25 protein-coding genes and 2 tRNA genes are annotated in these 25,563 nt (G+C 68.5%); 18 read left to right on the top strand and 9 right to left on the bottom strand.

Going from position 1 to position 25,563, the window contains the following annotated elements; all coding sequences use genetic code 11:
- The first annotated feature begins 74 nt into the window (after positions 1 to 74).
- The 3 genes from ACTXPP_RS03175 to ACTXPP_RS03165 all read left to right on the top strand — a co-directional run bounded on the left by ACTXPP_RS03175 (position 75) and on the right by ACTXPP_RS03165 (position 1,860).
- A tRNA-Arg gene (locus tag ACTXPP_RS03175) sits at positions 75 to 147 on the top strand.
- 135 nt (positions 148 to 282) lie between these two features.
- On the top strand, positions 283 to 873 hold the full coding sequence (locus tag ACTXPP_RS03170) for a dihydrofolate reductase family protein (RefSeq protein WP_443340883.1): 591 nt from the start codon (positions 283 to 285) through the stop codon (positions 871 to 873).
- Between the two features lie 87 nt (positions 874 to 960).
- Positions 961 to 1,860 carry a helix-turn-helix domain-containing protein gene (locus ACTXPP_RS03165; protein ID WP_443340880.1) on the top strand — a complete coding sequence of 300 codons (900 nt, stop codon included), beginning with the start codon at positions 961 to 963 and terminating at the stop codon, positions 1,858 to 1,860.
- On the opposite strand, the gene ACTXPP_RS03160 is transcribed toward ACTXPP_RS03165, so the two are convergent.
- Entirely contained in the window at positions 1,820 to 2,710 is an 891-nt protein-coding gene (locus tag ACTXPP_RS03160; RefSeq protein WP_443340877.1) for an alpha/beta fold hydrolase, read from the bottom strand. The two genes, ACTXPP_RS03165 and ACTXPP_RS03160, sit on opposite strands and share 41 nt — an antisense overlap.
- A 116-nt stretch (positions 2,711 to 2,826) precedes the next feature.
- Here ACTXPP_RS03160 and ACTXPP_RS03155 point away from each other — a divergent pair, with 116 nt between their 5' ends.
- On the top strand, positions 2,827 to 4,209 hold the full coding sequence (locus ACTXPP_RS03155; RefSeq protein WP_443340875.1) for a condensation domain-containing protein: 1,383 nt from the start codon (positions 2,827 to 2,829) through the stop codon (positions 4,207 to 4,209).
- Here ACTXPP_RS03155 and ACTXPP_RS03150 read toward each other — a convergent pair.
- Entirely contained in the window at positions 4,150 to 4,818 is a 669-nt protein-coding gene (locus ACTXPP_RS03150) for a response regulator (protein ID WP_301520285.1), read from the bottom strand. The two genes, ACTXPP_RS03155 and ACTXPP_RS03150, sit on opposite strands and share 60 nt — an antisense overlap.
- 28 nt (positions 4,819 to 4,846) lie before the next feature.
- Positions 4,847 to 6,145, bottom strand: coding sequence for a sensor histidine kinase (locus ACTXPP_RS03145; protein ID WP_301524627.1), 1,299 nt, complete (start codon positions 6,143 to 6,145; stop codon positions 4,847 to 4,849).
- Between the two features lie 121 nt (positions 6,146 to 6,266).
- On the opposite strand from ACTXPP_RS03145, the gene ACTXPP_RS03140 reads away from it, so the two are divergent.
- Genes ACTXPP_RS03140 through ACTXPP_RS03120 form a run of 5 tightly spaced genes read left to right on the top strand, consistent with a single transcriptional unit; the run spans position 6,267 to position 10,662 of the window.
- Complete coding sequence (locus ACTXPP_RS03140) at positions 6,267 to 6,875, top strand: hypothetical protein (protein WP_443340871.1); 609 nt, start codon at positions 6,267 to 6,269, stop codon at positions 6,873 to 6,875.
- A 2-nt stretch (positions 6,876 to 6,877) separates the two neighbouring features.
- Complete coding sequence (locus ACTXPP_RS03135; RefSeq protein WP_443340929.1) at positions 6,878 to 7,732, top strand: alpha/beta-hydrolase family protein; 855 nt, start codon at positions 6,878 to 6,880, stop codon at positions 7,730 to 7,732.
- Positions 7,733 to 7,740: 8 nt separating this feature from the next.
- Positions 7,741 to 8,640 (top strand): hypothetical protein, encoded by a 900-nt coding sequence (locus ACTXPP_RS03130; protein WP_443340869.1) that lies wholly within the window; start codon positions 7,741 to 7,743, stop codon positions 8,638 to 8,640.
- Positions 8,618 to 9,622, top strand: coding sequence for a hypothetical protein (locus ACTXPP_RS03125; RefSeq protein ID WP_301496840.1), 1,005 nt, complete (start codon positions 8,618 to 8,620; stop codon positions 9,620 to 9,622). The genes ACTXPP_RS03130 and ACTXPP_RS03125 overlap by 23 nt, the downstream gene beginning before the upstream one ends.
- Before the next feature lie 32 nt (positions 9,623 to 9,654).
- Complete coding sequence (locus ACTXPP_RS03120) at positions 9,655 to 10,662, top strand: hypothetical protein (RefSeq protein ID WP_443340867.1); 1,008 nt, start codon at positions 9,655 to 9,657, stop codon at positions 10,660 to 10,662.
- A gap of 14 nt (positions 10,663 to 10,676) precedes the next feature.
- Here ACTXPP_RS03120 and ACTXPP_RS03115 read toward each other — a convergent pair whose 3' ends face one another.
- A complete protein-coding gene (locus ACTXPP_RS03115) occupies positions 10,677 to 11,732 on the bottom strand; it encodes a prephenate dehydrogenase (RefSeq protein WP_443340865.1) in 1,056 nt (351 codons plus the stop codon).
- A 50-nt stretch (positions 11,733 to 11,782) separates the two neighbouring features.
- Between ACTXPP_RS03115 and ACTXPP_RS03110 the strand changes: the two genes are divergently transcribed.
- From ACTXPP_RS03110 to ACTXPP_RS03090, 5 genes are all read left to right on the top strand, one after another.
- A complete protein-coding gene (locus ACTXPP_RS03110) occupies positions 11,783 to 12,406 on the top strand; it encodes a tRNA adenosine deaminase-associated protein (protein WP_441588314.1) in 624 nt (207 codons plus the stop codon).
- Positions 12,406 to 12,888: a nucleoside deaminase gene (locus tag ACTXPP_RS03105; protein WP_441588328.1), complete on the top strand. Its 483-nt coding sequence runs from the start codon at positions 12,406 to 12,408 to the stop codon at positions 12,886 to 12,888. The genes ACTXPP_RS03110 and ACTXPP_RS03105 overlap by 1 nt, the downstream gene beginning before the upstream one ends.
- Before the next feature lie 123 nt (positions 12,889 to 13,011).
- Positions 13,012 to 13,188, top strand: a complete 177-nt coding sequence (locus ACTXPP_RS03100) for a hypothetical protein (RefSeq protein WP_301496832.1) — start codon at positions 13,012 to 13,014, stop codon at positions 13,186 to 13,188.
- 51 nt (positions 13,189 to 13,239) lie between these two features.
- Positions 13,240 to 13,327, top strand: a tRNA-Ser gene (locus ACTXPP_RS03095).
- A gap of 174 nt (positions 13,328 to 13,501) precedes the next feature.
- Positions 13,502 to 16,201, top strand: coding sequence for an MMPL family transporter (locus ACTXPP_RS03090; RefSeq protein WP_443340863.1), 2,700 nt, complete (start codon positions 13,502 to 13,504; stop codon positions 16,199 to 16,201).
- A gap of 181 nt (positions 16,202 to 16,382) precedes the next feature.
- Here the strand turns inward: ACTXPP_RS03090 and ACTXPP_RS03085 are convergent, their stop codons facing one another.
- On the bottom strand, positions 16,383 to 17,405 hold the full coding sequence (locus ACTXPP_RS03085) for an ABC transporter substrate-binding protein (RefSeq protein WP_443340860.1): 1,023 nt from the start codon (positions 17,403 to 17,405) through the stop codon (positions 16,383 to 16,385).
- A 79-nt stretch (positions 17,406 to 17,484) separates the two neighbouring features.
- The gene (tgt, locus tag ACTXPP_RS03080) at positions 17,485 to 18,780 is read right to left on the bottom strand and encodes a tRNA guanosine(34) transglycosylase Tgt (RefSeq protein WP_443340858.1); all 1,296 of its coding nucleotides are present in this window, start codon (positions 18,778 to 18,780) and stop codon (positions 17,485 to 17,487) included.
- A gap of 143 nt (positions 18,781 to 18,923) precedes the next feature.
- On the opposite strand from tgt, the gene curA reads away from it, so the two are divergent.
- Genes curA through ACTXPP_RS03065 form a run of 3 tightly spaced genes read left to right on the top strand, consistent with a single transcriptional unit; the run spans position 18,924 to position 21,478 of the window.
- Positions 18,924 to 19,946 carry an NADPH-dependent curcumin/dihydrocurcumin reductase gene (gene curA / locus ACTXPP_RS03075; RefSeq protein WP_443340855.1) on the top strand — a complete coding sequence of 341 codons (1,023 nt, stop codon included), beginning with the start codon at positions 18,924 to 18,926 and terminating at the stop codon, positions 19,944 to 19,946.
- Between the two features lie 6 nt (positions 19,947 to 19,952).
- Complete coding sequence (locus tag ACTXPP_RS03070; RefSeq protein ID WP_443340853.1) at positions 19,953 to 20,873, top strand: MOSC domain-containing protein; 921 nt, start codon at positions 19,953 to 19,955, stop codon at positions 20,871 to 20,873.
- Entirely contained in the window at positions 20,870 to 21,478 is a 609-nt protein-coding gene (locus ACTXPP_RS03065) for a Type 1 glutamine amidotransferase-like domain-containing protein (protein ID WP_441597428.1), read from the top strand. Before ACTXPP_RS03070 ends, ACTXPP_RS03065 begins: the two co-directional genes overlap by 4 nt.
- Here ACTXPP_RS03065 and ACTXPP_RS03060 read toward each other — a convergent pair.
- From ACTXPP_RS03060 to ACTXPP_RS03050, 3 genes are read right to left on the bottom strand one after another with little or no spacing between them, the layout of a single operon-like run.
- A complete protein-coding gene (locus tag ACTXPP_RS03060) occupies positions 21,368 to 21,937 on the bottom strand; it encodes an NUDIX domain-containing protein (protein WP_443340851.1) in 570 nt (189 codons plus the stop codon). The genes ACTXPP_RS03065 and ACTXPP_RS03060 overlap by 111 nt on opposite strands.
- Positions 21,934 to 23,682: an ABC1 kinase family protein gene (locus ACTXPP_RS03055; protein WP_443340849.1), complete on the bottom strand. Its 1,749-nt coding sequence runs from the start codon at positions 23,680 to 23,682 to the stop codon at positions 21,934 to 21,936. The genes ACTXPP_RS03060 and ACTXPP_RS03055 overlap by 4 nt, the downstream gene beginning before the upstream one ends.
- A complete protein-coding gene (locus ACTXPP_RS03050) occupies positions 23,679 to 24,404 on the bottom strand; it encodes a PadR family transcriptional regulator (protein ID WP_441588323.1) in 726 nt (241 codons plus the stop codon). The genes ACTXPP_RS03055 and ACTXPP_RS03050 overlap by 4 nt, the downstream gene beginning before the upstream one ends.
- A gap of 231 nt (positions 24,405 to 24,635) precedes the next feature.
- Here ACTXPP_RS03050 and gluQRS point away from each other — a divergent pair, with 231 nt between their 5' ends.
- Complete coding sequence (gene gluQRS / locus ACTXPP_RS03045) at positions 24,636 to 25,553, top strand: tRNA glutamyl-Q(34) synthetase GluQRS (RefSeq protein ID WP_443340847.1); 918 nt, start codon at positions 24,636 to 24,638, stop codon at positions 25,551 to 25,553.
- The last annotated feature ends 10 nt before the right edge of the window (positions 25,554 to 25,563 follow it).

The raw sequence follows: 25,563 nt of genomic DNA, 5'->3' as shown, positions 1-25,563 counted from the left end.
ACTTTTGGCGGTCATCGGGGACTCGTGTAGGCTACTGTCTCGTTGCGGTGCACAGCAGTGAACCGCAGTGGTACGCGCCCGTAGCTCAACGGATAGAGCATCTGACTACGGATCAGAAGGTTGGGGGTTCGAATCCCTCCGGGCGCACAGTACAGACGGCCCCGTCACCCAGCCTGGGTGGCGGGGTTTCGTCGTTGCGGGGTGCCTGTTCTCCGGCATCGTCGGCCGACTGCGCAAGAACGGTCGGGTAGTCCCCGGACCCCGGCGGGCAGACTGGTGACCATGCGAGTCATCTACTACACCGCCAGCAGCCTCGACGGCTTCCTTGCAGACCCCGACCACAGCCTCGCGTGGTTGTTCGCCCAGCAGCATGCCGAACCGGAGGACCCGAACCTGCGGATGGACACCCTTCCAGGACGGACCGCCGCGCTGGTGATGGGCAGTTCCACCTACCAGTTCATCCGTGACGAGGCGCCGGACACTGCCTGGCCCTACCCCCAACCCACCTGGGTGTTCAGCCACCGGGAGCAGGAGCCCATCAACGGCGCCGACCTCCGTTTCGCCAGCGGGGACGTTGTCGAGGTCGTCGAGGAGAGCGAGGCGGTGGTCGAGGCGAATGCGTCGGACGACGGTGCGGATCCGGATGCCGTGCTCTGGGTCGTCGGAGGAGGTGACCTCGCCGGCCAGTTCATCGACGCTGGCCTGCTCCACGAGGTCATCATCAGCTATGCACCAGTCACCCTGGGCGAGGGGGCACCGCTGCTGACGCGTCGTTGCCAACTCTCACTGGTGAACATGGAGACCGCCGGCGACTTCATCTCCGCCCGGTTCACAGTCGAGGGACCGCGACCTGCGGCAGACTGGGCGGTGTGAGTACATATTCGGAGGATCCCGGACCAGACGACCGCGGCCCCGACCGACTGCGTCAGTTGCTGGACGCCGTGCTGGACGAACCGACCGGTGAGCTCACCGGCATGGCAGGCCAGTCGGGACGCACGGGAGTCACCCGTGGCGCTGCGGCGTCGGGTGACACTGGAGCGGGCGTCCTGGCGACTGCGCTCCGGGGCCAGCGTCACCGACACCGCCTGGGAGGCCGGGTACGACTCCGTGGAGGGATTCTCCCGCGCCTACCGTCGTGCCTACGGGCACCCGCCGTCGGAGACCCCGTGCGGTTGGTCCGGCGGCACCGGGCACTGGCTGCCGGCACCGAACGGGATCCACTTCCACACCCCGGACTCGCTGTGGATCGACACCGGGGATGAGGGTGAGGCGGGGGTCGGGGACGGGCCAACAGACCCGGTCACCGGACTGCTCGTCCACCACGACCTGGACGATCTCCGCAACCTGCTGGAAGCCTGCCGCGACCTCGACGTTGAGGCGTGGATGCGGCGGCGGCTGCCGGGACACGTGCTGCTGCACTGGGCGGGGCCGGAGGAATCCGTCGCGGTGTTGCTCGAGCGTGCCGTGGTCCAGTACGAGACCTGGTTGGCGTCGATCGAGGGCACGGAGTTCGAGGCCCCACCAGCCCCACACGGGAGCGGGTCGAACCAGACCAGCCACCCCACACCGGACGCTCTGCTGACCAGGCTGGACGCGGTCGCTCCACGCTGGTCGGCCATGGTCGACGATGTCTCGGCCCGCGGGGCGTGGGTGGACCGGATCGTCGACGCGCTCTGCGAACCCCCGGAGAGCTTCGTGGTCGGCAGCATCATCGCGCACGTGATCAGCTACAACGCCCAACGTCGTGGCCTCGTTCGCTCCTTCCTGAGGAAGGACGGCCACCTTGCCGGCGGTCGCGGTGGTGACGACGGCGACCCGATCATGTTGTTGCGCGGGACGTCCTCGCCGCATTCCGGATGAAGGATCCGATCATGTCCGGCCACCGGCCGACATCCTCCGGGGTCTGGGCGAAGATCAACTGCGATTCCGGCAGCAGCTCCCTGAGCTCCTCGGCCACGGCCAGCGGGTGGGCGGTGTCGCCGGGCCAGGCGAGGATCAGGGTGGGGATGCCTCGTTCCCCGAGCGCGGCGATCCGCTCCCGGGAGGGCAGGTCATTGCCCGCCGCACCGCGGAAGACCACCGGCAGCAGGGACTCGGCGACGTCTGGCACGGTGAAGGGGATGTCGGCGCCGCGGGCCGGGGGAACCGGCTCGTCACGGGTGGACTCGGCGAAGGCACTGAGTCCGTGGGACTCGACGAACTGTGCATTGCGTTCGTAGATCCCGGCGCGGTCACCGCGCAGTTCCCAGGCTGTCGGCGGGATCCCCAGAACCATCGACCCGTAGCGCTCGATGGCCAGATCCGGGTCCGCCGCCGCGGAGGTCAGGATCGTCGCCGCACCCATCGACTGGCCGACCACATGCACCGGACGGGTGTTCTGCTCCCCGGTGAAGTAGCCCGACACCTGCTCCAGGTCCTTTGCCAGCGAGGTCCACCGGTAGGACGCCGGCAGTGGCGCTGCCGCGGAGTGGCCGTGGCCGCGGGCGTCGTAGCGTAGTACCCGTAGAGCGTCCTGACCTGCGGTGAGGTTCAGTTTCAGGGCCACATCGCGGGCCCGGCTGGAGGTCAGTCCGTGCAGTTGGATGACCGGGGTGCCGTCCTGCGGACCACGCAGGTCGTAGGCGAGCCCGTCTATGGTGCCGGTGTCGGCGGTGTCGGCTGTGTCGGCGGCGGAGCCGGCGGCGAGATCGGTGGCCGTGGGGATCCGCACGGGTGGTCCTTCCTGATCGGGTGTCCCCAGGAATTGCAGGCGATCCGTGCAGGAAATCTGCATGTAACTGCACGGCCCTATCGTCCAGGGGTATGAGACTCACAACTGTAGCCCGCATGGAACTTTCTGCAGGGGATGTCCGTGTCTATGAACCCATTGTCACCGAAGTCACAGATGGCACCGGCGACACCGGTGACGCTGATTCCGGACGCAGACCGTCCTTCGACCAGGCCCGCCACGCCGCGGCCGGCACGCGTCCCGGGTCGTGGATGGCGGTCGCTTTTGCTGCTCCGACGGTCGCCCCATCAGTGGACACCGCCCGGGACGAGGACCGTATCGCCGAAGCCTGGCACCGGGTGATCGAGCGTCATGGGACCTTGCGCACGGTCCTGCGTCGGCATCCACCGGACCATATCCGGGTCCACGACATCGAGATCCCTGACGGGCAGTGGTGGTCGGCAGGTGGCTCCGAGGACCCGCGGAAGGTGCTGCGGCTGGTCTTCGACGAGTGCTGTGAGCCCTTCGGCTCCCCGTCGCACCGGCTGGCGGTGGTGACCCACGGGGACGGGACGCGCACCATCGTCATCGGCCTGGACCACAGTCACGCCGACGCCTGGTCGTTGCTGGTCCTGGTCCGGGACATGCTCACGTTCCTCGGCGGGGAGGAGCCGACCCGGGCCACGGTGCCGTCCTTCGCCGAGCACACGAGAGAGTTGGAGCAGCGTCCTGCGGCACCGGTGGAGGTGTGCGACCGGTGGGACGACATCATGGCCGACGGACACGGCGAGATGCCGGTGTTCCCCCTGGACCTCGGCGACGTGTCAGCCGCACGCGATGAGGTGGTCGAGGTCGTCGACGTCCTCGACGTGGACGGGCTGGCCCGGCTGGAGGCTGCGGTGAAGGCACGCGGCGTCCGACTGCTGCCCGCGACGGTCAGCGTCCTCACCGCGGTGAACAAGGAACTGGGTGCCGGTGACCTGCGTGCGGTGTTCCCGGTGCATTCCCGCACCGGCACGCCGGACGACCGGACGCGCTGGTCGGATTCGGTGGGCTGGTTCATCACCAACTCCGTGCTGGAGTGTTCCTCGCCCGACCTGGGGGAGTGCACGGGCGCGGTCGCCGAGGCGATCGCCCTGGGCGCCCACCCGCTGGAACCGTTGCTGCGGCCGTGGGGAGGCATGCCCCAGAGTCGCGGCATGTTCGCCCTGTCCTGGCTGGACAACCGCCGGCTGCCGGTGAGCGTGCCTGCCGAGGCCCACCCGCAGCACGTCTCGGCCTGGATCAGGACGGACGGGGTGATGGCGTGGTTCGTCCTCAACGACGACGGCATGCACCTGCGGGTGCGCTACCCGGGCACCCCGGAGGCGTCGATGAACGTCAGCGAGTGGGCACGCCGGGTCACCGAGGGGCTGCGCAGCGCCGCCGAACACGGGTTCGGCTCACACGACACCGTTCTCGTAGGCGAAGACAACCACCTGAGCCCGGTCGCGCAACGCTAGTTTCTGCAGGACCTTGCGCACGTGCGTCTTCACCGTCTCCTCGGAGATGAACAGCACCTCGGCGATCTCCGCGTTGGAGCGTCCGGTGGCGATCTGCTCCACGGTCTCCAGTTCCCGCGGGGTCAGGGAGGCCAGTGCCTTCCTACCCGCAGTCTCCGTCCGCGACGCCGGGCGGGGTGACCGTGCCACCGCATCGGCGATCAGGCGCTTGGTCACCGTCGGGGCCAGCAGTGCCTCCCCGGTCACCGACAGGCGCACCGCGCGGGCCAGCTCATCGGCCGGGGCGTCCTTCAACAGGAACCCGGAACAGCCGATGCGCAAGGCCTCGTAGACGTAGTCGTCGAGGTCGAAGGTGGTCAGCATGATGATCCGCGGGGCGGGGTCCAGCCCGGAACTCAGGATCCGGCGGGCGGCCTCCAGGCCGTCCATCACCGGCATGCGCACATCCATGAACACCACGTCCGGCTGCAGGCGGGTGACCCGCTCGACCGCCTGGGCACCGTCCTCGGCATCGGCGATGACGGTGATGTCCTCCTGGGCGTTGAGCAGGGCGGCGAAGCCCTGACGCACCATCGCCTGGTCGTCGACGACGATGACTGAGATGCTCATGGCGTCCAACCTACCCGGCCCACCACCGTCAGCGGCCCCGGACCGGCACCCCGGCGGTGACGGTGAACCCACCGTCGGACGCCGGCAGGGCGGTGAACGAGCCGCCCACCGCGCGCACCCGGGCGGACATGCCCTGGATGCCGGACCCGCCACTGTGCTCCGGCAGGACGATCTCCCCCTCGGCCGCCGGGCCGTTGTCCACCGTCAGGTTCGCCCAGGCGCCTGCACTGCCAGCCGCATTGCCATCGGCATCTCCGACGTCGCTGCCGTCGGAGAGCTCCAGGTTGACCAGCACCTTCCCGCCCGGGGCATGCCGGGTGGCGTTCGACAGGCTCTCCTGCAGCACCCGCTGCAGCACCACCCCGGCGGTGTCGTCGATGGTGGCGGTGGCCGGGTCCAGCGTCCAGATGACGTCCATCCCGGCGCGCCGGGCGGAGGTCAGCATCGGTTCGATCTGGTCGGCGCCGACCGGGGTGGTGGTGCCGGTCTCGGCATCGGTACGCAGCACCCCGAGCAGCTCACGGACCTGGTTGAGGGCCTCGCGGGCGGTGGCGGACAAGGAGTCGAACTCGGCGTGGATCGCCGGGGTGACACCCTGCAGGCGGTAGGGCGCGGACTGGGACTGCACCACGATCATCGACATCTGGTGGGCGACCACGTCGTGCAGGTCACGGGTCAGGCGGTTGCGTTCCTCGGCCATCACGCGCAGCTGGGACTGTTCGCTGGCACGGGTGCTCTCCTGCCGCAGGCTCTCGGTGGAGGTCGCCAGCTCCTTCCGGGAGGCCACCAGCCAGCGGACCAGCAGGAAGAGCACGGTCCAGGCGAAGACACCGACGAGCCACCCGATGCGCACCTCCGCCGGGTTGAACGCCATGACCAGGCCGGTGCCGGCGACGGCGGCGATGAGTGCGCCGTCCGACGCCTTCAACACGACCATCGCCAGGGTGAACGCCAGCGCCAGGTGGAAGGCCACCGGCCAGCCCAGGGCGAACTCCATGTTGTCCCGGAAGGGTACGGAGATCAGGCAGACCGCCGCCACGGAGAGCCAGGACCAGAAGGGCCAGCGCACCGAGGTAGCCACCGGCCAGGTGCCGAAGGCGGCGATGACCGGGATGAGTGCGGCGTGGGCGGAGCCGAAGTACTCGTGGGTGACGAAGGACGTCGGCCAGGCCACGGCGTACAGGATCGCGGCGAACAGTACGACGAACACCGACACGCCGAAACGCCGGGCGGTGCGTCCCACCACGGTGTGGGGGGTGCGGGTGCGCTGGCCGACCTGCCCGAGGGCGGTGACGGTGCGTTCGGCTGGACTGTTACGACGGTTCATGTTCCTGACGCTATCGGGTATCCCGGTGGGACGGATCCCCCTGGAGAGTGACATCGGCGTCACGGGAATCACTGCGCCGGGGGATTACTGCGGTGACACCCGGTTCCTAGCTTTCTGTGCCATGACACGCATTCGACGCCCACGTACCCTCGCCGCCCGTATCGCCACCGCCGCTGCCGCGACCGCCACTGCTGTCACGGTCGCGATGGTCCCGGTACTGGGCCCGGTGGCCGCGGCACCGGCACAGGACGCTCGGGCCAGCGTCGTGGGCACCGTCGGTGCTGTCGGTGCTGTCGGTGCTGTCGGTGCTGTCGCGGCCGCGAAGTCGCTGGCCGCCGGGGAACGCGGGACGTCCTACATGTCCCCGGAGCTGGTCGCCGAACTCGGCTACACTCCCGGGGTCCAGAACGGCCTGGCGATGAACCCGGAGGGCGACTGCTCCTCGCCGGTGACGCTGCCGGAGTCCTTCGAGCCAGCGTGCCAGACCCATGACCTGGGCTATGACCTGCTGCGCGTCGCCGAGCGGACCGGGGAGCAGATCCCCGGCGGACTGCGTGCCAGCCTGGACCGGCAGATGGCCGACCAGATGCGGGGGAGTTGCCGGGCCGGCGGTGGTGCCGGGTGCCGGGCGATGGCGGTTGTCGCGCACGTGGGCGTGGGGGTCAACACGATGCGTCAGGGTAACGGGGCACCGGTGGCTGAGCCGTGGTTGGACTGGTTGCCGTGGTGAGGATGCGAGGCCCGGTCACCGGGTTGCTGGCCACGGGCATGGCGACACTGATCCTGGTCCTGCATTCGGTCTCCGCCCTCACCGGGGTCGCCTGGTGGATGTTCGACGCCGGGCCGTTGGCGCAGCACCCACGGGACGTGCTGGCCGAGGTGTCGCCGCACGGTGCCGTGCGGGTCTTCGGTGACCACCCGGGGCAGGACGCCGCGGTCGCCGCGCGCGACACCGTCGACGACCTCGTCGCCGCCGGTGGGTTGCAGCGGGACGTGGTCGTCGTCGCGATGCCGACCGGGTCTGGCTGGGTGGACCCGGACCAGGTGGAGGCGGTGGAGCAGTGGGCCGACGGGGATGTGGCGACGGTGGCGGTGCGTTATGCGCGGGTGCCGTCGGCGGTGGCGTTCCTGCTGCGCCCGGAGCTGGCGGAGGCGTCCGCGACGCATCTGCTGCAGGAGGTGGTGGACCGGGTGGACGAGTTGCCGGAGTCGGAGCGTCCGGAGATCGTGGTGCACGGTCAGAGCCTCGGGGTGGTCGCCGGGATGGCGGCACTGGAGGCTCTGGAGACTCTGGAGACTGGTGTGTCGGCGGCACTGTGGCAGGGACGTCCGGGCACCGTGGCCGCCCCGGCGTCCGCGGCGTGCACCGTGGATGCGGTGAACCAGGATGATCCGGTGGCGGCACTGGGCTGGGGGCTGTTCGCCGACCCGGTGGCTGCGGTGGGGGTGCTGGCGGATCTGCCGGGGTCGGAGTCCGCCGCCGCGGGGACGCTGCATTCCTACCAACCGGTGCTGCCGCCGGACGGGTGTACGGACGGGGTCGGACAGGAAGGTACAGGTACACTGAGAATCCTGAATGGGCGATAGGAGAACCAATGGCTGACAACAATGGCTGGGGCCGACCGGAGTCATCGGGGTGGGGCGCTGGCTCCGGCGACAGCGCTGACGACAGCGCTGACGAGACCCGGATCTTCGGGGCGGACGGTCCGGCCCGCGGATCTGAGCAGCCACAGCAGCCACAGCAGCCCGAACCGCCGCAGTATCAGCGGCCCGAGCAGCCGGAACAGCCGGCCTGGGGCCAGCCCGGCCCCGGCCCCACCCCGTGGGCGGCGGGTGCCGGCCAGTCCCCCTACCCGCCCGGGCCGCCCCCACAGCAGCCACAGTATTCGCCGTACCAGGGGGATCCGCAGTACCAGCAGTATCCCCAGTACCCCCAGGAGGACGACAAGTCCTCCGGTGGCGGTCGGCTGTTCTTCATCATCGCCATCCCACTGCTGATCATCATCCTCGTCGCCGCGCTGCTGGTCTGGAGGTGGGACGATTTCTTCGGCTCCGACGACTCTGCCTCCCAGGGCGTCCCCACCGCACCGCAGCAACCCGGGACCGCCCCGGATGCCGCGCCGGACGCCGATGCCGATGCCGACGAGGATGAGGACGCAGACAGCGATCAGGACCAGGGCCGCCCGCGCGACCCGGACCTGCCCGATGACGTCGTCCCGGTCAACGCCGCCGCCCGGAACAACGAGCCGGCCGGCGACTTCAACAACATCTACACCTCCCCGCCGGGCACCAGCAGCTACACCAGCCCGGAGTTCGCCGAGGCCGTCCGCGACGCCTTCGTCGATGCCTACCTCGACAGTGACGACGGTGAGACCAACCACGTCCTCGACGTGCGCAGCCCGGTCACCGGGGACACCTACCAGATGACCTGCGACGACAACGGCAAGTACATCCACTGCCACGGCGGCAACGATGCGAACGTCTACATTGCGTAGTCACGGCAGGCGCAGCAGGCGCAGTATTCGCAGCGCCACCACCGTCGCATCAGCCGTCGCCGCACTGGTGACGTCCGCCGCCCTGCTCACCGGCTGTGTCATCGGCGATGTCGACCGCGACGGTGGCGCCGACGCTGCGTCCGACCCCTCTGATGCGTCCGGTTCGGGCACCGGTGCCCCGCAACCCACCGCCCCGGCCGGTGCCCAGGCAACGCAGAACCCGGACACCGGCACCTCCGGTGATCTGGAGCTCCCCGCCGAACTCGGCGAGTTCTCCGTCGCCCTGCTCGACGACGGGACCCTGCACACCGGCGGCACCCTCGGCGACGGCGGGGACCTCACCGACGCCGCCTGGTCCACCAGCAAGGTGCCGCTGGCGATCGCCGCCCTGCGCCAGGCCGAAGCCGACGGCGACCCGGCGGCCCTCGAGCAGGTCACCGCCTCTATCCGACAGGCGATCGGCGTCTCCGACAATGGTGCCGCCGATGCACTGTGGGCCTCGCTGGGCGAGCCGGCCACCGCCGCGCAGAAGGTGGAGGCGGTCCTCGCCGACGCCGGTGTCTCCACCGACGTGCCGGCCGAACGCCCCCGCGGCGAGTTCTCCGCCTACGGGCAGACCCGGTGGTCGGTCAGCGACCAGGCGCGCTTCGCCGGTCAGCTCGGTTGCCTGTCATCGGCCGGCCCCGTGGTCGAGGCCATGGGCCAGGTCGACCCCGGCCAGAGCTACGGGATCGGACGCGTCGACGGAGCCTGGTTCAAGGGCGGCTGGGGCCCCGGTGCCGACGGACGCTACCTGGTGCGGCAGTTCGGGCTGGTGCCCGGCGACGACGGCACCTCCGTCCCCGTCGCCGTCGCCGTCATCGCCCCCGACGGATCCTATGAGTCGGCACAGGGAGCGCTCGACGACGTCGTCGAGGCACTGCGTGATCGCATCGACGCGGCCACCGGAGTGACATCCCCGGGCGAGCAGGCCGACTGCTGATTCTGCCCTGACGTGCACTAGTGTCGGTGCCTGTGGCAACTGGACGAAGAGCACGCACGACAGCCCGGCACAGTGCGCCGGGCGACCGGGGCCGAGCCCGGGGCAAAACGGCGACGAACCTCTGGGTCGTCGGCGCATTGCTGCTTGCCGTCCTGTCCGTCGCCGTCCTTCTCAACGCCATCGCCTCCCAGGATGGCGACGACTACGACGCCGAACAGGCACAGCAGGAGCTCGAGGAAGAGGTCGCCGAGTCCGCGGCACCGACCGCCGCCGAGGAAGCCGAGAGCATCCGCGTCGCCCTGGCCGGCATCGCCGAGGACATCAGCGACGAGTTCGGGGTGAGCATCGGTGCGACGATGCGCGCCGGAGGTGGGATCATCCACGTCGGCGACATCCAGATGGCCTCCGCCCTGTCCTCGATCAAGGTGCCGATCTCCATGGCCGCCGTCCAGCAGGCCCAGGTCACCGGTGAACCCGTCGAGAGCCTCCGCGAGGACATCGATGCGGCGATCATGGCCTCCGACAACGACGCCGCACTGCGGCTGTGGGAGAGTCTCGGCGACGAGACCGAGGCCGCGGAGAAGGTCAGCGCGGTACTCCACCAGGGCGGCGACCCCACCAACGCCCTGACCTCCCAGGACGAGAATGCCTACCAGGGCTTCGGTGACATCCACTGGAGCCTGGACCACCAGGTGATCTTCGCCAACCGGATGGCCTGCGTCAACGGTGCCGACATGGTCATCGGAGCGATGGGGCAGCTCATCGACGAGCACAGTGGTGGTCTCGGCCAACTGCCGGACGCGCACATCAAGGGCGGGTGGGGCATGACCACCGATGATGAGTTCATCCTGCGCGAGTTCGGGTTGGCCGGACCCGCCGGGTCCCAGGTGCCCTTGGCTGTCGCGGTGATCCCGGAGGACGGCACGGAGTCCACCGCCCGCGAGGCGATGGCCGAGATGTCCTCGCGGATCGCCCCGCTGGTCGAGGAGAGTTCCGCCACCGGTGGGGACGCCGACTGCCAGGGCGTCACCGCCCCGTAGCCACTGCTCGGTCGTCAGGGCTCGGTCGGCGCGAACACCCCGATCTGCGCGCCGACGGACTCGGCGTAGTGCAGCTGCTCCAACCACCCGTCAGCGCCGGCAACCACCCGGATGAACGGCCGGTTCGACGGGGCCTCCCTGGTACGGCCGGCGCGTGCCTCGAACCGCAGCCGGGCGTCGTGGCCGTCACCGGTCAGCACCGTCAGATCCTGGTCCGGGGCTGCCAGTGATGCGCGGGCGGCGGTGAGCAGGTCGATCGTCTCGTCCAACGCCCCCACCAGGGCGTCCCGGTTGTTCTCGCACATCGCCCGCACCAACGCCGGGGCGGTGCCGGCGACCCGGGTGCCGTCCCGGAAACTGCTCGCCGCCAGGGACAGGGCCAACGCCCCGCCCTGGTCGGCGGTGATCGCCAGCGCCTCGGCCAGCACATGGGGTAGGTGGGAGATACGCGACACCGCATCATCATGGGTGGCCGCCCGGGCCGGCACCACCGCCGCGCCCACCGTGTCGGCCAGCTCCACCACCTGCCGCCACACCGTGATCCACGGGTGAGGTGAGGTGGGGTCGGTGTCCGCCTCGCCGGTCTCTGCCGGGGCATTGTCGTGGGTGACCACCCACACCGCGCCGGAGAACAGCCCGGTCGACGTCGCCGCCCAGCCCGAATCCGCCGTACCGGCCATCGGGTGCCCGCCAACGAACCGTCCGGCCAGGCCCTTCTCGACCACCAGGGAGAGGATGTCGCCCTTCACGCTGGTCACGTCGGTGAGACCGCACCCCGGGGCATGCTCGGCGATCGCGTCGAGCATCGACGGCAGGGCCGGGAAAGGCACGCCGAGGACGATCAGGGCGTCCTGCTCCGCGGCGCGTCGCAGCGTGGCGGTGAGGTCCCCGGAGACATCGAACCCCTCCTCGAGGGCGGCCTCAACCGTGGCCGACGAGCGGTTCCACCCGAAGGCGGGACGCCCGGCTGCGCGCAGGTCGCGCAGCAGGCTGCCGCCGATCAGACCCAGCCCCAGCACACATACGGGTGCGGGGTCGGAGGTCGGTACGGTGGGGGTCGCGGAGGGCAATTGGGTATCCACCTTTCAAGTGTGGCACAGGCCGACTACGGTTAGCGAGCATGAACGGATTCGTCATCGCAGCACAGCTCACCGAGGGGGGCACCGGGGACTACAGTGCCGATGGTGCCGATGGCGCCGCAGCGTACGGTGGTGCCGCTCAGTGGCGCGTCCGCGTCCTGAAGCGTTCCGTGCCGGACGGCCTGGAGTCCCTGGTCCGAGACCTGCGGGCCCTGCGCTCGGCCGGGGTGCTGGTGGGGATGGTGTGCGTCGAGGACGACTGGTGCGCCCTGGTCCGTCCCGCCCCGGGCGGGGCCACGATGCTGCTGGGTGATTCCTCGGTGGTCGTCGAGGACGACGACGAGCCCGGCATCGACCTGGCCCGTGACATCCTCGACGAGCTCGACGTCGACGGTCCCACCGACGAGGACATTGACGATGCCGACGATCCCGACGCCCCCTGGCCGGAGGGCGACTTCGACATGCTCTCCGACCTGGGCGTGGGGGAGCAGGTGGTCTCGGTGATCTTCGACGACGGCGAGATCCTGGCGTCCGACCAGCTGCTGCGTGTGGCCGAGGAGCTCGGCTTCGACGAGGAACTCGCCGAGGTACTCGACGACCTGGGCTACGGCAGCGATGGCAGTGACGGCGGCGGGGATGACGACGGCGACGGTGGAGCCTGGTGATCGTCGGGTCCGGCCTGCCGCGTCCTGAACCAGAGGAACAGGACGCCGCCCTGATCGGCCGCGCCCTGGAGGTCGCAGCGACGACCCCGGGGCAGGACATCCCGGTCGGCGCCGTGGTCGTCGACCCCGCCGGACGGGAACTGGCGGTGGCGACCAACCGTCGGGAGGTCGACGCCGACCCCACCGCCCACGCCGAGGTGTTGGCCCTGCGCGCCGCCGCCCGCGTGCTCGGCGACGCCTGGCGACTCCAGGACTGCACCCTGGTGGTCACCCTGGAACCTTGCGCGATGTGCGCTGGGGCAGCCGTCGGGGCCCGGGTCGGACGTATCGTCTTCGGCGCCTACGAGCCGCGCACCGGGGCGTGCGGTTCGGTGTTCGACGTCGCCCGTGACTCGCCACTGCATGCCGTGCAGGTGCGCGGCGGGGTGCGCCAGGAGGAGTGTGAAGAGCTCCTCACCAGCTTCTTCCGTGACTGCCGATAGGGGTTCCCGCGGTGTGTTCTGCGGTGATTCCGGTCGGGGGTGGTGGCGGGGGAGACGCCTTTTCTCTATCCTTGTAGGGCGACAAGAGCGTTATCCCCATCAACCCCATTGGAGGGCTGCACCATGGATCTCGGAAAGGCCGGAGACCTCGGCGACAAGGCCAAGAAGTTCGCAGGTGAGAACCGCGACAAGATCGAGAAGACCGCCGGCGACGCCATCGACAAGGCCAACCTCGGCGACAAGGGCGACAAGGCCAAGGACGCGCTGAAGGGCGGAATGGACAAGCTCACCGGCAAGTAGAGCGTCCTACCGTTTTGGCGCCACCGGCCGCCGTGTTGTACCTTAGTCGGCGGTGGCGTGTCCGAGCGGCCGAAGGTACTCGCCTCGAAAGCGAGTGTGGGTAAAACCACCGGGGGTTCAAATCCCTCCGCCACCGCCATACAGCAAGCCCTCCCATCACCCACCGTTGTGGGGACGGGAGGGCTTGCTGCGTATCCGCGTCAGCTCCGGCAGTACACACGAAGTTGCCAGCCATTTTCTCTACGATGGACACCCGTGGAAAGTTCTTGATGAAGAACTAGTGGAGAGCAGAAGGAAAAGTGGGTGAGAGTGCGTGGCGAAACTGTTGTTCCGCCTGGGCCGGTGGTCGTACATGCGCCGGTGGGTCGTCATCGGCATCTGGTTCCTCCTCGTCGCCGCGGTCGGTGGGGCGTCGCTGACCATCCAGAAGGGCTACAACGACATCTTCGCCATCGAGGGGGTGCCCTCGCAGGACGCCACCGAGATGCTCATGGAGGAGTTCCCCGGCACCGACAACCCGGCGGAAGCCGCCGACGTCACCCTGGCGTTCAAGGCACCTGACGGCGAGTCCCTGGAGGACCCGCAGAACGTCGAGGTCGTCGACCGGGTGCTTGCCGAGATCCGGGACAACGTCGGTGACATCGCCGATCCGGACGCCCTGCTCAACCCCGTGGAGTCCAACCGGCAGCAGTCCGAGCTGATCATCTCCACCTCCACCGACATGGGCCTGCCGCGCGAGGTCGCCGAGGCCGACGCCGCCAACGTCGCCACCCTGAGCCCCGATGGGCAGATCGGTACCGCGTCCTTCTCCTTCGACGTGGACCTGCCGGCGGACGTCGACGACGCCGACAAGGATGTCGTCAACGACGCCCTCGACATCGCCCGGGACGCCGGACTGCAGGCCGAGGCCGGTGGACCCGGTTTCGGCGACCCGATCGTCATCGAACCGATCAGTGAGGTCGTCGGCCTGTTCGCCGCCTTCATCATCTTGCTCATCGCCTTCGGCTCCATTGTCGCGGCGGGCATGCCGCTGATCAGCGCGGTCGTCGGTGTGGGTATCGGTGCCCTCGGCATCACCGGTGCGACCGCGTTCGTGCCGCTGAACAACATCACCCCGGTGCTGGGCATCATGCTGGGCCTGGCGGTGGCCATCGACTACGCCCTGTTCATCATGAGCAGGTTCAAGGACGAACTACGCCACGGACGATCACGGCCGGATGCCGCCGGGCTGGCCGTCGGCACCGCCGGCTCGGCCGTGGTGTTCGCCGGGCTGACGGTGATCATCGCCCTGGTCGGTCTGCGCGTCGCCGACATCGAATTCCTCAGCTACATGGGCTACGCCGCCGCAGGCACGGTCCTGGTGTCGGTGTTCGTGGCGCTGACCCTGCTGCCTGCCTTGTTGGGCGCCTTCGGCCACCGGGTGTTCGCGAAGGACGCCGCCTTCGGGGCGAAGATCGCCGCAGGGATGAGTGAGGTCGAGGCCGAGCGGGCCGTGGCGCAGTCCCTGGCTGCCGGTGCGCGCGGTGCCCGGCGCCGGAAGAAGGCGGAGCGGCAGCTGCGGAAGGCTGAAGCTGCCGCGGCTGTTGCGGCGGCTGAGGGTGAGGCCGGGGCGTCCGATGCTTCCGGTACTGCGTCCGACGCTGCGTCCGGCGCTGGCACGCCGGGCACCGGCCGCGAATCGCTGGGTGTGCGCTGGGTGAAGCTGATCCACCGCGCACCCGGCGGAGTGCTGCTGGTCGTGGTGGTGTCGCTGGTGCTGCTGACGATCCCGGCGATGAACCTGCAGCTGTCGCTGCCGTCGGACAAGACCTCGCCGGTGGAGACCACCCAGCGCAAGTCCGCCGAACTGGTGGAGGAGGGCTTCGACCCCGGACGCAACGCCCCCTTCCTGGTCATCGTCAACACCGAGAACGTCGACCCGGACTCCGCGGCGCTGGCGCACCTGACCGGTGGCGGGGCCGGCGACGGTGCCGGCGACGCCGGCGAGGGCGCTGCCGAAGGCGAGATCAGTGCGTCCGAAGCGGCGTTCGTGATGGTGAAGGACCGGTTGAGCAACAACGTCGGCGTCAAGCACGCGCAGCTCATCGGGGCGTCCGAGGACGGCACGACCGCGCAGATCCTGCTGACGCCGGACACCGGGCCCACCGACGAGCAGACCGTACAGCTGATCGGTCAGCTGCGCGCCCAGCAGGAGGACATCGAGGCCGAGACCGGGGTGCACATGGGCATCACCGGGCTGATGCCGATCCAACAGGACGTCACCGACCGGTTGTCGGACGCGATGCCGGTCTACCTGGCGCTCGTTGTCGGACTGGCACTGGTGTTGCTGCTGATGGTGTTCCGCTCACTGATGGTGCCGGTGATGGCCGCGGCCGGATTCCTGCTGTCGGTCGGCGCGGCCTTCGGTGTCACCGTGCTGTTCTGGCAGGAGGGCCTGTGGGGGATGATCAGCTCACCCGGCCCGCTGATCAGCTTCATGCCGATCTTCCTCATCGGCGTGACCTTCGGGCTGGCGATGGACTACCAGGTGTTCATCGTCTCCCGGATGCGGGAGAGATACACCCTGCACAGTCACGAGGCGGCGAAGACCAGCAAGTACAACGCCGTGGAGGATTCCGTGATCGGCGGATTCGGGCTGGGTGCCCGGGTGGTGACCGCCGCGGCGCTGATCATGATCTGCGTCTTCGCGTCCTTCATCGCCCAGCCGCTGCCGTTCATCCAGATCTTCGGTTTCGCACTTGGTGCCGCGGTCCTGTTCGACGCCTTCTTCATCCGGATGACGCTGATCCCCGCGCTGATGTTCCTGTGCGGACGGGCCACCTGGTACATGCCCAAGTGGCTGGACCGGGTGCTGCCGACGGTGGACGTCGAGGGCGCGAAACTGGAGGAGGCCTACGAGTCCGGCGAGATCGAGCGCATGGATGACGCGGCGGACGGCGCGGATACGGCGGGTGCTGTGGACGCGGCGGGCGCTGCGGTGAACGCGAAGGCGACGGATCAACGTCAGAATTAGCACCTCTCGCGATTCTCACATCGTGATACTTGCAGGTCAGACGTGTTGCAGTGATCCCTAGAACCCAATAGGGAGGTGCTAATTCTGACGTGCGGGAGCGTGGTACTGGGCCGTGGCAGAATGCCTGACTCTGGCGTCCGTCATGGTTCAACGCCGGCGGAGCTGGAGGACGAACGTCGGGCTATTCGGCGGCGGCGTCGAGGGCGGCGAACTGAGGCTCGAGGTGTTCGACGAGCCAGGGCACGGCGAGGATCGATGGCTGGCTCAGGGCCAGCGCTTCCACCGTGTCGAAGGTGACGGAGGTGCCGTCCTGCACGGCCTTCAGGTCGTCCCAACCGTTGATCGTGTCCGCAGCATCGGCGCCGGCGTTCCACATGGCCAGGAAGTCGGTGTTGAGCAGGTCGGAGTTCTCGTCCGAGATAAAGGCACGACCGCCTTCCTCGCTGACCTCCTTGATCTCCTCGGGGATGACCATGCCGAGGTCGGTGAGGAAGACATTCGCCGGATCCTCGTCGGCGGTGACCACGGCAGTGCCCTGGGGGCTCGCCTGGCCGAAGGCTGCTGTCGCCCCCTCGAGCGCGGGGTGGTTGTCCCGGGCATCGGCGATGGCCTGCTCGGCGTCTGCCACGAGATCCTTCGCCTCATCAGCCTTGCCGATGACCTCACCGGCGATCTCGGTGGACATGCGCCAGTCGTCGGTCCACGGGTTCTCGCCGATGACGGCGACAGTGGGGGCGATGGCGTTGAGCTTGTCGTAGGTCGCCGCGTCGGGGAGCCAGCTGGCGAAGATCACATCAGGGTCCGCCGCGGCGATCTCCTCGGTGACGGCACCGATCCCGTCGGCACCCGTCGAGTAACTCTCGAGCGTGCCGGGGGCCTCGCCGGACCAGGGGACCTCGGCGTCGAAACCGGAGGCGCGGAACTCCACGTCCACCGGTCGTCCCAGCGCGGCGAAAGCATCGGTGAAGGCGGGGGAGAAGCTGGCGATCGTCTCCGGGTTCGTCGGCACCTCGGTGGTGCCCATGATGTGCTCGATCTCGATCGTGTCGGACTGGTTGCTCGCCGATCCAGTCTCCGAGGAGTTGGAGCTGTCGGAGTCGTCGGAGGAGCAGGCCGTGAGACCGCCTGCGAGTGCGGCGGTGACGGTCAGGGCGATGGCGGTGGTCCGGACGCGACGTCCGGCGCGGAAGGTGGGGATACGCATGAACAGGAATGGTAGTGGCAGTTCACCGCGCATGACATAGGTTACCCTGACCTCGTACCCCCGGGGCTGGTGGTGATGCCTACCGCCCGCGCAGCTCCGGGGCCTTGTTGGCGTAGTAGCGGCCGAGGAACTCGTCCCGGTAGTCCTCGAAGCGTCCCTCCTCGATGGAGGTCCGGATGTTGTTGGTCAGCGTGACCATGAAATGAATGTTGTGCAGGGTACACAGCGTGCCCGCCAGGAACTCCTTGGCGCGTAGCAGGTGGTGGATGTACGCCCGGCTATAGCTCTCGTTGACGTATCCGCCGGTCTCCGTGTCGATCGGGATGAAGTCACGGCGGTGGCGTCCGGCCATCAGGTTCAGCCGCCCGTCCAGCGTGTAGACCCCACCGCGGCGTGCCAGACGGGTCGGGGCGACACAGTCGAAGGTGTCCGCACCTGCGGCGATGGTGGTGAACAGGTCGTCCGGCTCGGAGATGCCCAGCATGTGGCGGGGCTTGTCCTCCGGCAGCTCGTCGCAGACCCAGCTGGCGATGGTGCCGAGGTTCTCCTTCTCCAGAGCGCCGCCGATGCCGAAACCGCCGAAACCGCGGCGTCCGGCGTCCTCGGCCTCCTTCGACAACTCCACCAGACCGCGGGACGCCTTGCGCCGCAGGTCCTCGTACTGCGCACCCTGCACCACGCCCCACAGCGACTGCAGCGGACGGTGCGAGCGCTCGGTCGTCAACCGGTCGTGCTCGACGAGGCAACGGCGCGCCCACCGGTGCGTCCTGTCCACGGACTGCTCCTGGTAGAGGCGGGTGTCGACCAGGGTGGTCAGCTCGTCGAAGGCGAACATGATGTCCGCGCCGAGGCCGTGCTGGATCTGCATCGACTTCTCCGGGGTGAAGCGGTGTGTCGAGCCGTCGATGAAGGACTTGAAATCCACCCCGTCCTCGTCGACCAGCGCCATGCGCTCCTTCTTCACCGCGCGGATGTCGGCCTCGGTGAGGTTCGCCAGGTCCATGGCCAGCACCTTGCGGAAGCCGGAACCCAGGCTCATCACCTGGAATCCGCCGGAGTCGGTGTAGGTCGGGCCGTGCCAGTTCTCGAAGGCGGCGACCCCACCGGCGGTGTCGACGATGTCCTCGCCGGGCTGCAGGTAGAGGTGGTAGGCGTTCGACAGGATCGCCTCGGCGCCGGTGGAGCGGACCTGCTCGGGCGTCAGTGTCTTGACCGTGGCCTTGGTGGCGACGGGGATGAATGCCGGGGTCTGGATGTCGCCGTGCGGGGTGTGGATCACCCCGGTGCGTCCGTGGGACGGCGTGCCGTCGACGGTGCCGTCGTCGCCAATGCGGGTGCCGAGCTCGAAGGACGTGTCGGACGCAGGTTCAGTCATGGTTGACCAGTGTATCCGGTGGGTAGGCTCTGGTCCGAGCACCGGGAGCTGAAGCCCCACGGCGTCCGAATTCTCACGCGGCTACCCTCGGGAAGCAGCAGAACCCCTGCATGAACTGAGCACGAAACCTGCGATGAAGGAGTATGACAACCGTGAGCACCGCCCGCCAGATCGTCCTCGCCAGCCGTCCGAAAGGTGAGCCGACCTCGGAGAACTTCCGCACCGAGACCGTCGACCTGCCTACCCCGGGTGACGGTGAACTGGAGCTGAAGGTCCGCTACCTCTCGCTCGACCCCTACATGCGCGGACGCATGAGCGACGCGAAGTCCTACGCCGCCCCTGTCGAGGTCGACGCCGTGATGACCGGCGAGACCATCAGCGAGGTCGTGACGTCCAACGACCCGCGTTTCAAGCCCGGCGACCTGGTTCTGGCCATCACCGGTTGGGTCGACGCCGCCGTCGTGCCTGGCAAGATCGCACGCAAGGTCACCACGAAGGGAGCACCGGAGACCACCGCCCTCGGCGTCGGCGGGATGCCCGGTTTCACCGCCTGGTCGGGCCTGAAGTTCATCGGTAAGCCGAAGGCGGGGGAGACGGTCGTGGTCGCCGCGGCGTCCGGACCGGTCGGCACGATGGTCGGCCAGCTTGCCCAGCAGGCCGGTGCCCGTGCCGTGGGCATCGCCGGCGGCCCGGAGAAGTGCGCCTTCGTCCGCGACGAACTCGGCTTCGACGCCGTCGTGGATCACCGCGACCCGGACTTCCGCGCGAACCTCGCCGCCGCCTGCCCGGACGGTATCGACGTGTACTGGGAGAACGTCGCCGGACCGGTGTGGGACGCCGTCCTGCCGCTACTCAACCTGTACTCGCGGGTCCCGGTGTGTGGACTGGCGGCGAACTACAACGACGGCGGTTTCGGTGACCGCGACCGACTGCCCGCGACGATGGGTGTGGTCCTGGCGCAGAGTGTGCTGATCCGCGGGTTCATCCAGACCGAGTTCGCCGCCGAGCACTGGGGCGAATTCCTCGCCGAGGTGACCCCGAAAATCGCCGACGGCACGATCGCCTACCGTGAGGACATCGTCGAGGGGCTGGACGCCGCGCCGGACGCCTTCACGGGCATGCTCACCGGCGCCAACTTCGGCAAGCTGTTGGTGAAGGTGAGCTGATCGGGCATGACTGGTGCGTCCACTGTGCCGGCTGGGTACGTCGTGCCGACGGTCTCCAAGCTTTACCGCTACCCGGTCAAGGGCTTCACTCCGGAGCCCTGTGAGGAGCTCGTCGTCCAGGACGATGGCCGGATCGAGGGCGACCGCGTCCTCGCTTTTCGCTTCGCTGACGCCGCCACGCCCGAGGAGAAGGACGGTCTGGACTATTGGCCGAAGTCGAAGGGCCTGGCGCTGATGGACTTCCCGTCGCTGGCGCGCCTGCAGGTGTCCTTCGACGGTTCGGTGCTGAGTTTTCACGAGGACGGGGAACTGGTGGTCTCTGCCGGGCTGGATCCGGCCGGACGCCGCGAGCTGTGCGACCGCATCGCCGAGTGGGTGTTGGACGGTCCGGACGCCCGTCGGTTGAAGAAGGCCGGACGGCTTCCGCTGGAGTTGGTCGGTGACGGTGTGACCTCACGGTTCCAGGACCGGCCGCGAGGATTCGTGTCCCTGCACGGTGCGGCCTCCGTGGAGGCGCTGGGGGATGCCGCTAATAGTGGTGGCGGTGCTGGTGACGGGGCCGGTAGCGGTGGTGGCGGCGCAGAACAAGGCGTTCGGGTGGATGTCGACAGTCGCCGCTTTCGCTCGAACGTCGTGGTGGGCGGCCTGGCTGCCTGGGAGGAACTCGACTGGGCAGACAATGGCACACAGATTCAGGTGGGTGATGTCCCGTTGACCGCGCAGAAGACGATCGTGCGCTGCATGGCCATCGCCGCCAACCCCGACTCCGGTGAGCGCGACGCCAACCTGCTGAAGGTCCTGACCAAGGACCTGGGACAGTCTGAGCCGACGCTGGGTGTGCTGTTCCTGCCCTCGGAGGAGGGAGACGGGGGCACGATCCGGATCGGCGATCCGTTGGCCGTGACAACCGAGGTGAGCCGGTCGTGACTACTGACCGTTCAATCGTCTTACTTGGTGGTGGTTTCTCCGAGGATGAGTACCGCGAGGTGGACGAATACCTTCTGGGGACGGTGCAGGTGCCGACGCCGAAGGTCTGCTTCATTCCGACCGCCAGCGGCGACTCGGCCGGGTACGTCGACCGCTTCTACGAAGGCGTGTCGCGGTACGACTGCGAACTCACTCATCTAGAGTTGTTCCGCCGCGATGCGACAGACCCGTCGGAGGTCGTCGGGGCGAGTGACATCATCTACGTGGGTGGTGGCAACACCGCGAACATGCTGAGTGTGTGGCGACTGCATTCGCTCGACACCTTGCTGGTTGAGGCGTACCGGCGGGGGACGGTGCTCGCCGGGATCAGCGCCGGCGCGGCCTGCTGGTTCGAAGCCTGTCTCACCGACTCTTTCGGGCCACTGGCTCCGCTGAATGACGGCCTGGGTCTGCTCACGGGGAGTTTCTGCCACCGAGGAAGGGCGGCCGGAGGTCTACCGGGAATGCATCAGCAGGGGCGATCTTCCTGCAGGGATCGGCCTGGACGATGGCGCTGCCGTCAGGTTCACAAACGAACAACTGACGGATGTCTTCACCGTCGATGAGTCGGCGAAGGTGCACCACTTCGCCTGACGCACCTCAACGCTGCCGTGATCGAGGTCAACGCCCGAGGTGATGAACCCACGGTAGATATCGGGCAGGTTCTGTGACAACTCCGCCACGGGATGCCAGTCGACCTCGCTGTGCTCCGAGCTCCTGTGCGGCACTAGGTCGCGGTCCACCCTGGTCGAGAGACAGACCAGCGCCACCTGGCGTCCGGGGACCGGAGCAAATAGCTCAGCACCGACGAGGGTGAACCTGTCTGCGTCCAGGTGCAGACCGGTCTCCTCGTGAACCTCACGAACGGCAGTATCGGTGATGGAGGTGCCCACCTTGTCCGGCCATCCGCCGGGGAGTTCCCATTCGCCCCGGTCGTTCAGCCCCAGCAGGACGCGGTCATCCGACACGACCACCGCTTTCACGGCGCAGGGGACGGCGTAGTAGCCGGTGCCTTCCTCGATCATGTGGTTCGCTTCCCCCCGAACAGGGCGTAGAGGAACGGCAGCGCAGACAGTCCCATCATGATGATGCCCGCCACATACGCCGTGGTACTCCATGAGTCCCCGGCCCCCGCTGATCCGCGCAAAACGGCACCTCCGATCACCAGCCCGACGAAGAGGATCGCCGCGACCACCCGTCGTGCCGCCCGCTCCAGACGCTTCAGCTGTCGCTCGACCTGCGGGGTGTTGACCGACAGGTCACCGCTCTCGACAACGGTGATCACATGGTCCAGGCGTCCGGGCAATCGTCCGAGCACCTTCGCGGTGTCCGCGACGGTGGTCACCGCGCGGTGCGCCATCTCGCGGGCAGAGTCGCCGGCCTGTTCACGCACCAGTTTCGCTGCGAAGGGCTCGACCGAATCCCAGATATTGAACGAGGGGTTCAGGGCGGAACACAAGCCCGACAGCATCGACACCGACCGCATGATCAGCAGGAAATTCTCCGGCAGCTGGAACGGCATCGACCGGATCACGTCACGGAAGCGGTGCGCGAACTCCTCGAACTCACGCCGCTCGACATGCTGCAGGTCCATGACCCCCATGCCGCCGAACCGCTTGAAGAGCTCGGTCATCGCCTTCTTCAACTCACCGGTGTCCGCCGTCGGCAGCAGCACACCGAGGTTCTCCATCGCGGTGACCATGCCGTCGCCGTCACGCGTTCCCACCGCCATCACCAAATCGCGCAGGCCCGCGTGCAACGTCTCGTCCACCGATCCGGTCATCCCGAAATCGATGAACGTGAGTTTGAAGTCGCCGCCGTTCAGCCCCGGGGTGACGAAGATATTCCCCGGGTGCGGATCGGCGTGGAAGTGCCCGTTGTCGAAGAACTGGGTGAACATCACCTCGGCGAGGCGCTCGGCGACGTCGGACGGGTCGATGCCCGCCGCACGTAGCGCGGCAGTGTCGCTGATCTTGACGGCCGTGACGTCCCGCAGGGTCAGGACGCGCCGGACGCTGCGTTCCCAGACCACGTCCGGCACGCGCACCAGCGGATCGTCGACGAAGTCGCCGGCGAAGGCGTTCGCCTCGGACGCCTCGTGGAGGTAGTCGATCTCCTCGTAACTGGTGACCGCGAACTCCTCGACGAGCCCGGGGATGTCGGCGCGCTGGGAGATGAACCGGATGCGGGCCAGCCAGCCGGCGATCCGACGCAGCGCCGCCAGATCGACCTCGACAATGTCGCCGATCCCGGGGCGTTGGATCTTCACCACGACATCGGTGAACGGGACACCGGTGTCCCCGTTCACGTCGGACGGTCGGAGCCGGGCGCGGTAGGCCTGCCCCAGGGACGCGGCGGCCAGGGGAGTGGTGTCGAAGGAGGCGAAAGCGCGCTCCAGCGGCATGCCTAGTTCCCGCTCGGCCAAGGCACGCATCGCCTCGAACTCCACCGCCGGCACCTTGTCCTGCAGTGTGGCGAGCTCATCGGTCACACTGGCCGGCAACACATCGATGCGGGTCGACATGAACTGGCCGACCTTGATCATCAGCCCACCGAGGTCGGTCGCCAGTGTCCGGAAACGCTCGGCGGCGCGCACCATGCGCCGTTCCTGGGTGCGGTGACTGACAGCGCGCAGGCCGATGTGTGGCAGGACCAGGTCATACCACCAGGTCTGCACGATGAGCAGCGCACCGAAGGTCATGATGCGCCGGTAGCGCGACCTCAGCTGGTGGGAGGAGCCCCGTCGTCCGGGGCCGGCACTGTTGCTCACTCTGCGGTTGCAGCAGCTTCGGCCGGCGCCTCGGCCGGTTCCTCAGCGAGGATGCTGTAGATGCCCCGACGGGCGTCATCCAGCAGGGCTGCGACGCGGGCCCGCTGCTCCTCGGTGCCGTTCAGCCCGACCTGATGGACGGCCTGACCGAGCTTCGCGCCGGCCCTCGGCAGCTCACTGCGGGATTCAGCGAAGTCCGCGACATCGGCGGTACCGGAGAACCGGGGGATCCGGCCCCACGGTGTCCAGGACGCGCAGGCAGTATCAGCGTCGGCAGAGTCTGTATCGTCCCCGTCCTCGTCTCCGTCGTCACCTCCATCGTTCTCCCGGGCAGCGGCGAGAGTCGCAGCCTCCTCGCGTCCAGCATCGGTCAGCGAGTACTGACGACGTCCGTCCTGCTCCTCGACGGTGGCGAGTGCCTCGTCCACCAGCAGCTGCAGGGTGGGGTAGACCTCGGCGGCCGAAGGCTCCCACCCACCGTCGCTACGCTCGGTGATCGTGCGGATGATCTGGGCACCATGCTGCGGCTTCTCGTTGAGCAGGCTCAGGACGGTGGTGCGGATGTCACGCTCAGGCTCATCGCCGGAGAACGGACGGCTGGTGAACGGACGGGGGAACGTGCTGCCGTTGGTGACAGTGCCGACGTTGTATCGGACGGCCTCGACGACATCGCGGAGCGTGGGGATGCCGGGGTAATCGTGTGGTGTGCGTGTGGGTCCCATGGTGTGTGCCTCCAGTGCGCGGATTGGGCGCCGTAGCGGGTGTGCGGTGGTGGGTGAGGTGACGTGTTCGGTGGTGTGTGATGGTTCTGTTTCCCACGCTACAACTCCGACCTGGATGGTGCCTGTGACCTCGCTCCCATTCCCGGGTGGTGTGAGGGGGTCCGGAGCACCAGGGAGTGGGAGTGAGGGCACAAGCAGGCACGGAGTGGGGCCGCGATACCCTTGTGCACCATGACAGTCCCAGCCAGTGGCCGCTACGCCCCCAGTCCCAGCGGCGACCTGCACCTCGGAAATCTCCGCACCGCCGTCCTCGCCGAGGCGTGGGCGCGGACCACCGGACGGGGTTTCCGGTTACGCATCGACGATATCGACGCGTCCCGTTCCTCCGAGATCTCCGCCGACCGTCAGCTCGAGGATCTGGAGGCCATCGGGCTGACGTGGGACGGTGCGGTGGCCAGGCAGTCGGAGTCGGTGGAGCGCTACGAGGTCGCCCTCGAACGGCTGGCCGAGGACGGCCTGACCTATGAGTGCTACTGCTCGCGCAAGGACATCCGTGAAGCCGCCAGCGCACCCCACATCACGCCCGGGCACTACCCGGGAACCTGCCGTGACCTCGACGATGCCGAGCGAGACCGTCAGTGTGAGTCCCTCGCCGCAGAGGGACGCGTCCCGTCCCTTCGGCTGCGCGCGCAGGTGGACCGCTGGACTGTCCGGGAACGTTTCGCGTCCGCGGCCGGAGAGGACGGGGCGTACACCGGCGACGTCGACGACATGGTGCTGCGCCGTGGCGGCAGTGGGGCGGACGCCGGGTTCGCCTACAACCTCGCCGTGGTCGTCGACGACACACTGGCCGGGATCGACCAGGTCGTCCGTGGCGATGACCTGCTGGACTCCGCCCCGCGCCAGGGATACCTGGCACACCTGCTGGGCCTCCCCGAGGTCGAGTACGTGCACGTCCCGTTGGTGCTGGGCCCCGGCGGTCAGCGCCTGGCCAAGCGCGACGGCGCGGTGACCCTGCGCGAAATGCCGGGGGAGACCTATGCGGAGAAGGCCGCCGCGGCCCGTGGGTGGATCGAGGAGTCCATCGGACAGGACGCACTGGCGGACCCTGCTCTGCTTTCGCACGAACCGGTCGTGTGGCGGGGCTGAGGCTGCCCCG

Origin of the sequence: Candidatus Corynebacterium faecigallinarum, from assembly GCF_052264515.1 — a bacterium.
Classification (GTDB): domain Bacteria; phylum Actinomycetota; class Actinomycetes; order Mycobacteriales; family Mycobacteriaceae; genus Corynebacterium; species Corynebacterium faecigallinarum.
This window is presented reverse-complemented; position numbering and strand designations above follow the sequence as displayed.

Coding starts and splice junctions, on each gene's coding strand:
- ACTXPP_RS03170 (WP_443340883.1), top strand. CDS start 283: ATGCGAGTCATCTACTACACCGCCAGCAGCCTCGACGGCTTCCTTGCA.
- ACTXPP_RS03155 (WP_443340875.1), top strand. CDS start 2,827: ATGGAACTTTCTGCAGGGGATGTCCGTGTCTATGAACCCATTGTCACC.
- ACTXPP_RS03150 (WP_301520285.1), bottom strand. CDS start 4,818: ATGAGCATCTCAGTCATCGTCGTCGACGACCAGGCGATGGTGCGTCAG.
- ACTXPP_RS03145 (WP_301524627.1), bottom strand. CDS start 6,145: ATGAACCGTCGTAACAGTCCAGCCGAACGCACCGTCACCGCCCTCGGG.
- ACTXPP_RS03140 (WP_443340871.1), top strand. CDS start 6,267: ATGACACGCATTCGACGCCCACGTACCCTCGCCGCCCGTATCGCCACC.
- ACTXPP_RS03135 (WP_443340929.1), top strand. CDS start 6,878: ATGCGAGGCCCGGTCACCGGGTTGCTGGCCACGGGCATGGCGACACTG.
- ACTXPP_RS03130 (WP_443340869.1), top strand. CDS start 7,741: ATGGCTGACAACAATGGCTGGGGCCGACCGGAGTCATCGGGGTGGGGC.
- ACTXPP_RS03125 (WP_301496840.1), top strand. CDS start 8,618: ATGCGAACGTCTACATTGCGTAGTCACGGCAGGCGCAGCAGGCGCAGT.
- ACTXPP_RS03110 (WP_441588314.1), top strand. CDS start 11,783: ATGAACGGATTCGTCATCGCAGCACAGCTCACCGAGGGGGGCACCGGG.
- ACTXPP_RS03100 (WP_301496832.1), top strand. CDS start 13,012: ATGGATCTCGGAAAGGCCGGAGACCTCGGCGACAAGGCCAAGAAGTTC.
- ACTXPP_RS03085 (WP_443340860.1), bottom strand. CDS start 17,405: ATGCGTATCCCCACCTTCCGCGCCGGACGTCGCGTCCGGACCACCGCC.
- tgt (WP_443340858.1), bottom strand. CDS start 18,780: ATGACTGAACCTGCGTCCGACACGTCCTTCGAGCTCGGCACCCGCATT.
- curA (WP_443340855.1), top strand. CDS start 18,924: ATGACAACCGTGAGCACCGCCCGCCAGATCGTCCTCGCCAGCCGTCCG.
- ACTXPP_RS03070 (WP_443340853.1), top strand. CDS start 19,953: ATGACTGGTGCGTCCACTGTGCCGGCTGGGTACGTCGTGCCGACGGTC.
- ACTXPP_RS03060 (WP_443340851.1), bottom strand. CDS start 21,937: ATGATCGAGGAAGGCACCGGCTACTACGCCGTCCCCTGCGCCGTGAAA.
- ACTXPP_RS03050 (WP_441588323.1), bottom strand. CDS start 24,404: ATGGGACCCACACGCACACCACACGATTACCCCGGCATCCCCACGCTC.
- gluQRS (WP_443340847.1), top strand. CDS start 24,636: ATGACAGTCCCAGCCAGTGGCCGCTACGCCCCCAGTCCCAGCGGCGAC.